Origin of the sequence: Saccharopolyspora sp. NPDC047091 (genome assembly GCF_040643635.1) — a bacterium.
Classification (GTDB): Bacteria; Actinomycetota; Actinomycetes; order Mycobacteriales; family Pseudonocardiaceae; genus Saccharopolyspora_C.
In genome coordinates this window covers 1-12159 of the sequence record NZ_JBEYUS010000111.1, presented here as the reverse complement: position 1 = coordinate 12159, position 12159 = coordinate 1, and the positions used below count along the sequence as shown (strand labels likewise).

The 12159-nt window shown below is 74.2% G+C and carries 6 protein-coding genes and 2 pseudogenes; 5 read left to right on the top strand and 3 right to left on the bottom strand.

Going from position 1 to position 12159, the window contains the following annotated elements; translation table 11 throughout:
* From ABZ805_RS28095 to ABZ805_RS28080, 4 genes are all read left to right on the top strand, one after another.
* Positions 1–803, top strand: an 803-nt coding sequence (locus tag ABZ805_RS28095; RefSeq protein ID WP_358446580.1) for a uroporphyrinogen-III synthase, incomplete at its 5' end; no start/stop codon positions are given.
* Positions 800–1504: a sirohydrochlorin chelatase gene (locus ABZ805_RS28090; RefSeq protein ID WP_358446577.1), complete on the top strand. Its 705-nt coding sequence runs from the start codon at positions 800–802 to the stop codon at positions 1502–1504. The genes ABZ805_RS28095 and ABZ805_RS28090, both read left to right, overlap by 4 nt.
* 581 nt (positions 1505–2085) lie before the next feature.
* Positions 2086–2313 carry a hypothetical protein gene (locus tag ABZ805_RS28085; protein ID WP_358446575.1) on the top strand — a complete coding sequence of 76 codons (228 nt, stop codon included), beginning with the start codon at positions 2086–2088 and terminating at the stop codon, positions 2311–2313.
* A gap of 136 nt (positions 2314–2449) precedes the next feature.
* On the top strand, positions 2450–6976 hold the full coding sequence (locus ABZ805_RS28080; RefSeq protein WP_358446572.1) for an HAD-IC family P-type ATPase: 4527 nt from the start codon (positions 2450–2452) through the stop codon (positions 6974–6976).
* A 324-nt stretch (positions 6977–7300) separates the two neighbouring features.
* Here the strand turns inward: ABZ805_RS28080 and ABZ805_RS28075 are convergent, their stop codons facing one another.
* Both ABZ805_RS28075 and ABZ805_RS28070 read right to left on the bottom strand, forming a co-directional pair.
* Positions 7301–8242, bottom strand: a complete 942-nt coding sequence (locus ABZ805_RS28075) for an EamA family transporter (protein ID WP_358446569.1) — start codon at positions 8240–8242, stop codon at positions 7301–7303.
* Positions 8243–8292: 50 nt separating this feature from the next.
* Positions 8293–9171, bottom strand: a complete 879-nt coding sequence (locus ABZ805_RS28070) for an MIP/aquaporin family protein (RefSeq protein ID WP_358446567.1) — start codon at positions 9169–9171, stop codon at positions 8293–8295.
* Positions 9172–9524: 353 nt separating this feature from the next.
* Here ABZ805_RS28070 and ABZ805_RS28065 point away from each other — a divergent pair.
* A pseudogene (locus ABZ805_RS28065) lies at positions 9525–12065 on the top strand (aconitate hydratase); the annotation flags it as partial.
* Position 12066: 1 nt separating this feature from the next.
* Here the strand turns inward: ABZ805_RS28065 and ABZ805_RS28060 are convergent.
* Positions 12067–12159 (bottom strand): annotated as a pseudogene (locus ABZ805_RS28060) (FtsK/SpoIIIE domain-containing protein); the annotation flags it as partial.

The following is a 12159-nucleotide window of genomic DNA, read 5'->3' as shown; positions in this document are numbered from 1 at the left end:
GGCGCGTTCCCGTAGAGCACCGGCGGGCGGCCGTCCCCGAAGGCGGCGCGCAGGTCGGACGTACCGGGGCGCACCTGTTGTCCGGGCCGCTGACCGGGGTGCGGGTGGCGGTGCAGCTGCACGGCAGGCCGCTGCCCGACTTCACCGCCGCGCTGCGGGCCGCGGGCGCCGAGGTCGTCGAGATCCCGGTGTACCGCTGGTGCCCGCCCGCCGACACCGGACCGCTGGCCGCGCTGGTCGACGCGGTGTGCGCCCGCGAGGTCGACGCCGTCACGTTCACCAGCGCGCCCGCCGCGGCCGGGTTGCTGGACCGCGCGACCGAGCAGGGGTGCCGTGCCGAGCTGCTCACCGCGCTGTCCGGCCCCGTGCTGGCCGCGTGCGTGGGCCCGGTGACGCACTCGCCGCTGGCCGAGGCGGGAGTGCCGGCGGTGCTGCCGCAGCGCGCCCGGCTCGGTGCGCTGGTGCGGGAGCTGTGCGAGCGGTTGCCCGGCCGCTACCCGTCGCTGCCGGTCGCCGGACGCACCTTGCAGCTGCGCGGGCACGCGGCCGCCGTGGACGGGGAACCGCGGCCGCTGTCGCCGGGCGGCAAGGCGCTGCTGCGGGTGCTGCTGGCCCGGCCCGGCGGCGTCGTCGCCCGCGAGGAGCTCGCCGCCGCGCTGGCCGCGGGCCGGGCGAAGGCCGTCGACGAGCACGCCGTCGAGCAGGCCGTGGCGCGGCTGCGGTCCGCGCTCGGCGCCCCGGAACTGGTGCAGACGGTGATCAAACGCGGCTACCGGCTGCCGCTGGACGCGGAGGGCGCGTGACTCCCCCGCTGCTGCTGGTCGCGCACGGCACCCGCGACCCGGCGGGCCCGCCGGTCGTCGACCGGATCGCCGCCGCGGTCGCCGAGCGCGCGGGGATCGCGGTGCGCACCGCCTACGTCGACGTCATCGGCCCGACCGTCGCCGAGGCGCTGCACGGGCTGGACGGTCCGGTGGTGGCGGTGCCCGCCTTCCTCGCCGCCGGGTACCACGTGCGCGTGGACCTGCCCGCGCAGCTGGCCGCGGCCGGACGCGCGGACGTGACCACGACCGCGCCGTTGGGGCCCGCTCCGGAGCTCGCGGCGGTGCTGCTGCGGCGGCTGCGGACCGTGGGCTGGCGGCCGGGCGCGGAGGTGGTGTTCGCCGCCGCCGGTTCCACCGATCCGCGCGCGCTGGCGGACGTGCGGGCGGCGGCCCGGCTGCTCGGCGCGCGGTGCGGACGGGTGCTGCGGCCGAGCTACGTCACGACCGCGGAGCCGCGCACCGAGCGGGTGTGCGCCGAGCCGGGACCGGACCGGTTCGTCGCGCCGTACCTGCTGGCTCCCGGGGCGTTCCACCGGCGGCTGGCCGCGCTGCCGGTGCGCGGAGTGGCCGAGCCGATCGGGGCGCACCCGCTGGTGGTGGACCTGGTGCTGCGCCGCTACCGGGCGGCCCTCCGCGCGGTGTCCGGTCCGGTCCGCGCGGGAGCGGTTCACCCGCGGTGAGCCCGGGTCCTCCGACCTGACCCCTTCGTGGGGACTTGGAGTCCGTTCGATTCATACCTTGTTCATACCCACTTACGGTGGACGTTTCTTGCGTCGTCAGCGGGGAGGAACACATGACCAGCGCAACCAGTTCCGGAGCGAAGTCGAGTTCCGGCCGGAGCACGTCCGGCGGCAGCGCCGCGGGGCGCGGCTCCGGGTCCGGCTCGCGCTCCGGCAGCACCCGGAAGAGCACCGGCGGCACCTCGCGGACGACGAGCACCACCTCCGCGAACACCCGGTCCGGTCGCGGATCCGGCGCCTCTCGAACGAGCACCACCTCCACGGGCACGAGGTCGGCGCGCGGGTCCGGCACCACCAGGACGAGCACCACCTCCACGGGCACGAGGTCCGGTCGCGGGTCCAGCACTGCGCGGAGCTCGCGCAGCACCGGAACCTCCCGCGGCACCGGAACCTCCCGCGGCACCGGAACCTCCCGCAGCACCGCGACCGGGAGCCGCGGCTCGAGCGGCCGCAGCACCGCGAGCACCGGATCCGGGACCACCTCGCAGTCGACCGCCACGTCGAAGGCGCAGGAGGCCACCGTGCACCTGCCGTTCGTCACCGCCCAGTTCCACGCGCCCGACGTGCACCTGCCCGGCAAGAAGGAGCTCGCCTCCGCGACCGAAGCGGTCCGCGCCCAGCTGCCCGAACCCCGCCAGGCCCTGTTCTACGGAGGTCTCGCCGCGGGCGTCGCGCTGAGCCTGCTCGAATGGCCGGTCGCGCTGGCCATCGGCGTCGGCACCGCCGTCATCGGCCACGACCAGAAGTAGCCGCACCGCGGTTCCGGAGATCCCGAACCGCCCACCGCCCCGGTCCACGCGGTCGTTCCCGGGACCGGGGCGGTGCGTGCGCCACCCGGCACCGCGCTTCCCGCGCACCGCGCCCGCACTCCCGGAGAGGGATTCCATGCCGTTCGGCGCCCTGCTGTCCCGAGCCGCCCACGTCGCCGCACCCGTGATCGACGCCGTCCGCAACGCCGGCGCGCCACCGCTGAACCGCCGCACCTACACCCGGCACGGCCGCAGCCACCTGGAGGTCCGCGGCCTGCACGTGCCCGAGTCCGCCGGCGCCGCCCGGGACCTGCGCGACCGGCTGTCCGCTGTGGACGGTGTCGGCTCCGTCGAGGTGAACGCCGTGCTCGGCCGGGTGCTGGTGCACCACGACGCCGAGCAGGTGGGGTGCGCCGCGCTGGCCGAGGTCGTCGACGCGGTCGAACGCGACCACGACCTGGCCGGGCTCGGGAACTCCCCCGCCGGTGCCGCGCACCCCGGCAACGCGGACGGGCTGATGCGCGACGTCGGCGCGCTCGGGTTGAGCGTGCTCGGCCTCGGCTACTCGGCCGCCGCGGGGCTGCTGCCGTTCCGGCCCGCGTCCCCGCTGATCCCGGCGGCGGTGTCGCTGGCCGACTCGGTGCCGTGGCTGCGCCGGGGCGCGGAGAGCGCCCTCGGCCGCACCGGCGCCGACGCCGCGCTCGCCGTCGGCGGAGCCGTCACCCAGGGGCTCGCGCAGAACCCGCTGGCGGTGTTCAGCGACCTGGCCGCCCGGTTCAGCTCCGCCCGCGAGGGCATCGCCCGCCAGCAGGCGTGGCGGCACTGGGAGGAGACCACCCAGCCCGGCTCGCACGAGTCCACCGCGATCAGCACCGAACCGCGGCCGGTGGACCTGCCGGACGGACCGGTCGAGCAGGTCGCGAACCTCGCGGGCGCGTTCGCGCTCGGCGGCTACGGCACGGTGCTCGCCGCGACCCGCGACCAGCGGCGCGCGCTCGCCACCATGCTCGCCGCGATCCCGAAACCGGCCAAGACCGGCCGTGACGGGTTCGCCGCGCAGCTCACCACCGCGCTGTCCGCCCGCGGCACCCTCGTCCTCGAACCGAAGGCGGTGCGCAGGCTCGACCGGGTCGACACCGTCGTGCTGGACGCGCCCGCGCTGCTGACCGGACGCCGCGTGGTGGACGAGGTGGTGCCGCTGGACAGCGACGCCGACGCCACCCGGCTGTTCGCGCACGCCGCCGAACTCGTCGCCCCCGACCGGCCCAAGGCCCGCCGCAGCCGCGGGAAGTGGTCCTGCGCGCCGCTGGACGGCCGCACCGCGCAGCTGCCGGCACGGGTGCAGGCGGAACTGCACGAGCACCGCGACCGGGGCGCGGTGCTGCTGGAACTGCGCAGGCACGACGAGCTCGTCGCCGTGGTCGCCGTCATCGAGGAGCTCGACCCGCTCGCCGAAGCGCTCATCGACGCCGCCCGCAGCGCCGGGACCGCGGTGCTCGCCGGGATCGGCAGCAAGCTGGACCGCAGGCTCGCCGTCGACGACGTGGTGCACGGCGGTACCCGGCTCGGCGCCTCGGTGCGGCGGTTGCAGCAGGACGGGCACGTCGTGGCCGTGGTGTCCACCCGCGGGCACGCGGCGCTGGCCGCCGCCGACGTCGGCATCGGGATCGCCGAGAACGACCAGCCGGCGCCGTGGGGAGCCGACCTGCTGACCCCGAACCGGTCCGAGGCGCACAGCGCGCTGTGCGCCGTCGCCGAAGCCCGCACCGCCAGCAAGCACGCCGCCGCGCTGTGCGCGGGCGGGGCGTGCCTCGGCGTGCTGTTCGGCGCGATCGGTCCGTCGCTGGGCGCGCCCGCGCGCGCCGGGCTGCCGGTGCACGCCGCGAACCTGTTCGCGCTCGGCACCGGGACCCTCGCCGGTTTCCAGGCCGGGCAGCGGCCGCCGCCCGCGCCGCACCAGCGCACCCCGTGGCACGCGCTGCCCGGCCGGGCCGTGCTGGGGGTGCTGGACAGCTCGGTGGACGGCCTCAGCGCCGCGGTCGCGCGCCGCTGGCGGCGGGCCCAGCCGCAGCGGGCGGAGCACGAGGCCGGGGTCGTCGGCGCCACGCTGGAAGGCCTGGTCAACCCGATGACCCCGGTGCTGGTCGCCGGAGCCGTCGTGTCCGCCGGGCTCGGTTCCGTCCTGGATGCGGTGCTGATCATCGGGGTGCTGGGGATCAGCGCGCTCATCGACGGGGCGCAGCGCATCGCCACCGATCGCGAGCTCGCCAAGCTGCTCGACGCCGGTCAGCTGCCCGCGCGCGTGCGCCGCGACGGCACCACCTCCACCGTGCCCGCCGACCAGCTGGTGCCGGGCGACGTGGTCGAGCTGCGCTCCGGCGACGGGGTGCCCGCCGACTGCCGGGTGCTGGAGGCCGAATACCTGGAGGTCGACGAGTCCAGCCTCACCGGCGAGTCGAACCTGGTGGTCAAGACCCCGGAGGCGACCACGGCCGCGGCGCTCGGCGACCGCACCGGGATGCTCTACCAGGGCACCACGGTCGCCACCGGCACCGCGACCGCCGTCGTCGTCGCCACCGGGGCCGCCACCGAGGTCGGCCGCACCACCCAGGAGGACGGCCGGTCCGGCGGCGCGGCGGGCGGCGTCGAGGCCCGGCTGGCCGAGCTGACCCGGCAGATCCTGCCGCTGTCCGTCGGCGCGGGCGGCGCGCTGCTGGTGGTCGACCTGCTGCGCGGTACCCCGCTGCAGGCCACCGTCGGCCGCGCCGTGGGGCTCGCGGTGGCCGCCGTCCCGGAAGGGCTGCCGTTCGTGGCGACCCTCGCCGAGCTGGCCGCGGCGCGGCGGTTGTCCCGCCGCGGCGTGCTGGTGCGCAGTCCCGCCACGATCGAGGCGCTGGGCCGGGTGGACGCGCTGTGCTTCGACAAGACCGGCACCCTCACCCAGGGCCGCATCACCCTCGGCCAGGTCTCCGACGGCACGCACAGCAGCAGCCCGGACCGGCTCGACGCCGCCGAACGCGCCGTGGTCGAGGCCGCGGTGCGGGCGAACCCGCAGGCCGAAGGCGACCAGCCGCTGCCGCACCTCACCGACCGGGCGGTGCTGGAGGGGGCGCTGGCCGCGGGCATCGACCCGAACGGCCGGGAGGTGCTGGCGGACCTGCCGTTCGAACCGTCCCGCAGCTTCCACGCCACCCGCACCCGCGGTCCCGACGGGGTGGCGCTGCACGTCAAGGGTGCGCCGGAAGTGGTGCTGGAGCGCTGCGCGCGGTGGCGCGGCGCCGAGTTCGACGCGGCGGCGCGCGCCCGGGTCGAGGCGGAGATCGAACGGCTCGCGCTGCTGGGATACCGGATGCTGGCCGTCGCCGAGAAGGCCACCCCGGACGAGACCGGGACCGACCTGGAGGACGCCGAGGTGGCCGGGCTGGAGTTCGTCGGGCTGCTCGGCCTCGCCGACCCGGTCCACCCCACCGCGGCCGAGGCCGTCACCCGGCTGCAGCGGGCCGGGGTCGACGTCATCATGATCACCGGTGATCACCCGAGCACCGCGGAGGCCATCGCCGCCGAACTCGGCATGCTCGGCGGCAAGCGGGTGCTGCACGGCGCGCAGCTCGATGAGCTCGACGACGAGGAGCTGGCCGCCGAGCTGCCGGCCATCTCGGTGTTCGCCCGGGTCAGCCCGGCGCAGAAGGCGCGCATCGTGCGGCTGCTGCGCGCCGACGGCCGCACCGTGGCGATGACCGGCGACGGCGCCAACGACGTGCCCGCGATCAAGCTCGCGCACGTCGGGATCGCGCTGGGCTCGCGCGCGACACCGGCGGCGCGGGAGTCGGCGGACCTCGTGGTGGCCGACGACCGGATCGAGACCATCACCGACGGCATCGTGGAGGGCCGCGGGATGTGGGCCTCGGTGCACGACGCGCTGTCGATGCTGCTCGGCGGGAACCTCGGGGAGATCGGCTACGCGGTGGGCTCGGGGTTCTTCGGCGGCGACGCCGGGCTCAACGCCCGCCAGCTGCTGGTGGTGAACATGCTGACCGACGTGCTGCCCGCGATCGCCATCGCGGTGCGCCCGCCGCCGAACGCCACCCCGGAGCGGCTGCTCGCCGAGGGGCCGGACGCCTCGCTGGGCAAGGCGCTGACCGAGGCCGTATACCTGCGCGCGGCGGCCACGGCCGGTGCGGCCGGCCTCGCCTGGGCGCTGGCCCGCCCGGTGTCCACCCCGGCGCAGGCCCGGACCACCGGTCTGGTGGCGCTGGTGTCCGCGCAGCTCGCCCAGACCCTCGCCGTGCGCGGCCGCACCCCGCTGGTGCTGGCCTCCGGTGCGGTGTCGCTGGCGGTGCTGTTCGGGGTGGTGCAGGTGCCGGGTCTGAGCCAGTTCTTCGGTAGCACTCCGCTACTACCACACCAGTGGTGGATCGCACTCGGGTCGGCGGTCGGAACCACCACAGCCGTGGTGATATGGCAGCGCCCACCTGCGGATTCGACACCCGAAGAGCCGCGCGAGCTACCGGCCGCGGCAGCGGAGGAACCGGATGAACCGGTCGCGGAGCCGGACGCGGAGCGTGCTGCCGTCGTCGACGGCGAGGTGCTCCCGGAGCCCCGCAACGGCGCCGATCGCGGTCGGCCCGCAGGCTCGCGGCAGCTCGCCACGACACCCGGGTGACACCCGCGGCCGGTCGCCCGGAGGACTCGGGGCGACCGGCCGCGTCGAGCCCTCGTAGATCCCCCACCTGCGACAACGGCGGATTTTCCGCGCCACTTCACCTGCCCGTCACCCGGAACCCACCCGCTCCTCACCCCGTACCGGGACCGTCGGGGCGTACGAGCAGGAATCCGAGACGGCAGAAAGCGCGCCCACCATGAACTTCCTGGCGACCCTGCTGACCAGCGTGGCCGTGGCCCTCCTCGAGGGGCTCATCGTCCACGCCGCCAAGACCGCCTACCAGCGCATGGCCCGCGGCCGGGTGGCCTGACCGGAGGCCGCTGGTCAGACCTCGACGGGCCGCGCGGTGGGTTCGACCGCGGGAGCGGAGCGCTGGGCGATGAACGCGCCCGCGAGCACCAGCGCTCCCCCGGCCAGCTGCCAGCGGCCGACGTGCTCGCCGAGCAGCAGCCAGGCCAGCACCGTGGCCACCACCGGCTCCAGGAACGCCACCGCACCCGCCACCGGTGGCGACAGCCTGCGCACCGCGACGATGCCGGTCAGGTAGGCGAGCACGGTGCTCACCAGCACCACCCAGCCGATGACGAGCAGCGCCGGGAAGGGCACCCCGGCCAGCTCCACCGGCTTCGCCAGCAGCGCCCAGTCGAGCTCCCACGGCCGCGCGACCAGCGTGACCACGGCGGCGCCGACGAGCAGCCCGTAGGAGGCCAGCGCCCGCGGGTCGACCTCGGCGGAGCTGTCCGAGAGCAGGAAGTACCCGGCCTGGCACCCGGCCGCGGCCAGCGCGAGCAGCAGCCCCGCGGCGTCGAAGCGCAACCCGGCCGCGATCTCCACCACGCACGCGAGCCCGACCAGCGCGAGCGCGGTGCCGATCGCGGCCTGCCTGGTCACCGGGGCGCGGCGCACGAACCGGATCCAGCCGAGCACCAGCACCGGCCCGAGGAACTCGATGAGCAGCGCCACCGCCACCGGGATGGAGGCGATGGCGGCGAAGTAGAAGGTCTGCACCCCGGCGATGGCGAACAGCCCGTAGCCCACCAGCAGCCACGGCGCCCGCCGCAGCACTCCGGCGTGGCGCACCGCGAACGGCAGCATCAGCAGCGCGCCGCCCGCGAGCCGCATCCACGCCACCTGCAGCGGGCTGAACCCGGCGGTGATCAGGGGTTTCGCGAACGGCCCCGAACCGCCGAAGCAGAACGCGGACAGGATCGCTGCGGTCACACCGGCGGACTTGGGGGCGGCGAGCAGGGTGCGCACGGAGATCATCGAAGCACAGGTCCCGGCCCCACCGCGCCCGGTTCCGGCACCGGCCGGGTTCAGGTCTCCTGGTCGCCGGTGCGACCGGGCTCGGGCGCGGTGTCGCGCGCCGCGAGCACCCTGCCGATGAACAGGTCGTAGACCACGGCACCGAGCACGCCGCCGATCAGCGGGCCGACGATCGGGATCCAGAAGTACCAGCTGAAGTACTGGTAGCTGCCGGGCAGCGCGATTCGGTCCCACCCGGCCAGGTAGGTCCACAGCCGCGGCCCGAAGTCGCGCGCCGGGTTGATCGCGTAGCCCGCGTTGGTGCCGAAGCTCAGCCCGATGGCGGTCACCACCATCCCGATCAGGAACGGGCCGAGGTTCGAGGCGGGCGCGGTGTTGCGCAGGTCGATGAGCGCGCAGATCAGCGCGACGAGGATCGCAGTGCCCACCACCTGGTCCAGCAGCGGGCCGAACCAGGAGGAACCGAAGTACTTCGCCGGGAACGTCGCGAAGATGGAGAACGTGTCCAGCGATTCGGGACGTCCGACCCCGGCCTTCAGGTTGTAGGCGTCGATGGCCCACCGGTAGCAGGCGTGCACGACGCCCGCGGCGAGGAACGCGCCGACGACCTGCGCCGCCCAGTAGGGCACGACCTTGCGCCACGGGAAGCCGCGGCGGACGGCGAACGCGAGGGTGACGGCGGGGTTGATGTGCGCGCCGCTGATGCCGCCGGCGACGTAGACGCCGAACACGACGGCGAACCCCCAGCCGAACGCGATGATGAGCCAGTTGCCCGCGCCGAAGGCGTCCGCCTGGCGCCCGGAGCCGGGCAGTCCGGCGAGCGCGACGGCGACCGAGCCGCAGCCGAGCAGGATGAGCACGAAGGTGCCGAGGAATTCCGCGGCGAGCTCGCCGCCGATCCCGTTGCGGGACCGCTCCCGTGTGGCCATGGTTCCCCCTGCGCTGAGGCTCCGGGCGGCCCCGGTCCGCCCGGTGGTGCGCCCCGTCGAGGGTAAGTCCGCGGCCGGCCGGGCGCGCGCCTCCGCGAGCGCCGAGGGGCGCGCCCGGGCGAAACGTGATCTCTCGCACCGTTCCGCTGCGTTCCGGACGGATTCCGCCGGAAAAAACGGGGTTGTGCACGAACCGGAACATCGGAGGGCCGATTCGGGCGGACCCGGCCTTGAGCCGATTTACAGGACAAGCGTACTGTTATGACCATCAGACCGCCGGGGCTGCGCGCACGCTCGGCCGACGTGCGCGAGACTCGCGGTCGTTCCCTGAACTGACTTGCGCCCGTCGCGAGATGGAGTTGAACGTGACTGCACCTGCGAGCAAGGACAGCTTCGGTGCCCGCGGCACGCTGAAGGTCGGTGACGCCTCCTACGAGGTGTTCCGGCTGAACGCGGTCGACGGCGCGGCGCGGCTGCCCTACAGCCTCAAGATCCTGCTGGAGAACCTGCTGCGCACCGAGGACGGTGCGAACATCACCGCCGACCACGTGCGCGCCCTGGCGAGCTGGGATGCCAAGGCCGAGCCGTCGACGGAGATCCAGTTCACCCCCGCGCGGGTCATCATGCAGGACTTCACCGGAGTCCCCTGCGTGGTCGACCTGGCCACCATGCGCGAGGCCGTCGCCGACCTCGGCGGCGACACCTCCAAGGTGAACCCGCTGGCCCCCGCCGAGCTGGTCATCGACCACTCGGTGATCATCGACGTGTTCGGCAAGCCGGACGCCTTCGAACGCAACGTCGAGTTCGAGTACGGCCGCAACAAGGAGCGCTACCAGTTCCTGCGCTGGGGCCAGGGCGCCTTCGACGAGTTCAAGGTCGTCCCCCCGGGCACCGGCATCGTGCACCAGGTCAACATCGAGCACCTGGCCCGCACCGTGATGTCCCGCAACGGGCAGGCCTACCCGGACTCGTGCGTCGGCACCGACTCGCACACCACCATGGTCAACGGCCTGGGCGTGCTGGGCTGGGGCGTCGGCGGCATCGAGGCCGAGGCCGCGATGCTGGGCCAGCCGGTCTCGATGCTCATCCCGCGCGTCGTCGGCTTCAAGCTGACCGGGGAGATCCCCGCCGGTGCCACCGCCACCGACGTGGTCCTCACGATCACCGAGATGCTGCGCAAGCACGGCGTCGTCGGCAAGTTCGTCGAGTTCTACGGTTCCGGCGTCGCCTCGGTGCCGCTGGCCAACCGCGCCACCATCGGCAACATGAGCCCCGAGTTCGGCTCGACCGCCGCGATCTTCCCGATCGACGACGAGACGATCCGCTACCTCAAGCTCACCGGGCGCCCGGCCGACCAGGTCGCGCTGGTGGAGGCCTACGCCAAGGAGCAGGGCCTCTGGCACGACGCGGACCACGAGCCGGAGTACTCGGAGCTGCTGGAGCTCGACCTGTCCACGGTCGTGCCGTCCATCGCCGGGCCGAAGCGCCCGCAGGACCGCATCGAGGTCTCCGACGCCAAGCCGTCGTTCCGCAAGTCGCTCACCGACTACGTCCAGGTGCAGAACACCGACGACGCGGCGCTCGACGAGGCGGGCGAGGAGTCCTTCCCCGCCAGCGACCCGGTGTCGGTGACCCACCACGGCGAGGGCGACAAGCCGCGGCTGGTCTCGGCCGCCGACGGCGCCTCCGGCCGCCCGACGAACCCGATCAAGGTGAACTCGGACGAGCTGGGCGAGTTCGAGCTCGACCACGGTGCCGTGGTGATCGCCTCGATCACCTCCTGCACCAACACCTCGAACCCCTCGGTGATGCTGGGTGCCGCGCTGCTGGCCCGCAACGCCGTGGACCGGGGCCTCACCCGCAAGCCGTGGGTGAAGACCTCGATGGCGCCGGGTTCGCAGGTCGTCACCGACTACTACGAGAAGGCCGGTCTCTGGCCGTACCTGGAGAAGCTGGGCTTCCACCTGGTCGGCTACGGCTGCACCACCTGCATCGGCAACTCCGGCCCGCTGCCGGAGGAGATCTCCGCGGCGGTGCAGCAGAACGACCTGTCGGTCACCTCGGTGCTGTCGGGCAACCGGAACTTCGAGGGCCGGATCAACCCCGACGTCAAGATGAACTACCTGGCCTCGCCGCCGCTGGTCATCGCCTACGCGCTCGCGGGCACCATGGACTTCGACTTCGAGACCGACCCGCTCGGTCACGACACCGAGGGCAAGCCGGTGTTCCTGCGCGACCTGTGGCCCTCGCCGCAGGAGGTCCAGGAGACCATCGACTACGCGATCACCCAGGAGATGTTCACCAAGGACTACGCCGACGTCTTCAAGGGCGACGAGCGCTGGCGCGCGCTGCCCACCCCTGAGGGCGAGACCTTCGACTGGGACGGCGAGTCCACCTACGTGCGCAAGCCCCCGTACTTCGACGGCATGGGCATGGAGCCGAGCCCGGTCACCGACATCTCCGGTGCCCGCGTGCTGGCGCTGCTGGGCGACTCGGTCACCACCGACCACATCTCCCCGGCCGGTGCGATCAAGCCGGACTCCCCCGCGGGCAAGTACCTCAGCGACCACGGCATCGACCGCAAGGACTTCAACTCCTACGGGTCGCGCCGCGGCAACCACGAGGTCATGATCCGCGGCACCTTCGCGAACATCCGGCTGCGGAACCTGCTGCTGGACGACGTGCAGGGCGGCTACACGCGGGACTTCACCCAGGACGGCGCTCCGCAGGCGTTCATCTACGACGCCGCGCAGAACTACGCCGCGCAGGGCACCCCGCTGGTCGTGCTGGGCGGCAAGGAGTACGGCTCCGGTTCGTCCCGCGACTGGGCCGCGAAGGGCACCAGCCTGCTGGGCGTGCGGGCGGTCATCGCCGAGTCCTTCGAGCGCATCCATTGAAGTCCAGGAGGTACAGCTCCAGCTCGTCCGGCGAGTACCGGGCCACCATGCCGCCGAGCATCGAGTACAGGAAGTTCGTCTTGCCGGACCC

Excerpts from the sequence above, each read along its gene's own strand:
- ABZ805_RS28080 (WP_358446572.1), top strand. The coding sequence starts at position 2,450 with ATGCCGTTCGGCGCCCTGCTGTCCCGAGCCGCCCACGTCGCCGCACCC.
- ABZ805_RS28075 (WP_358446569.1), bottom strand. The coding sequence starts at position 8,242 with ATGATCTCCGTGCGCACCCTGCTCGCCGCCCCCAAGTCCGCCGGTGTG.
- ABZ805_RS28070 (WP_358446567.1), bottom strand. The coding sequence starts at position 9,171 with ATGGCCACACGGGAGCGGTCCCGCAACGGGATCGGCGGCGAGCTCGCC.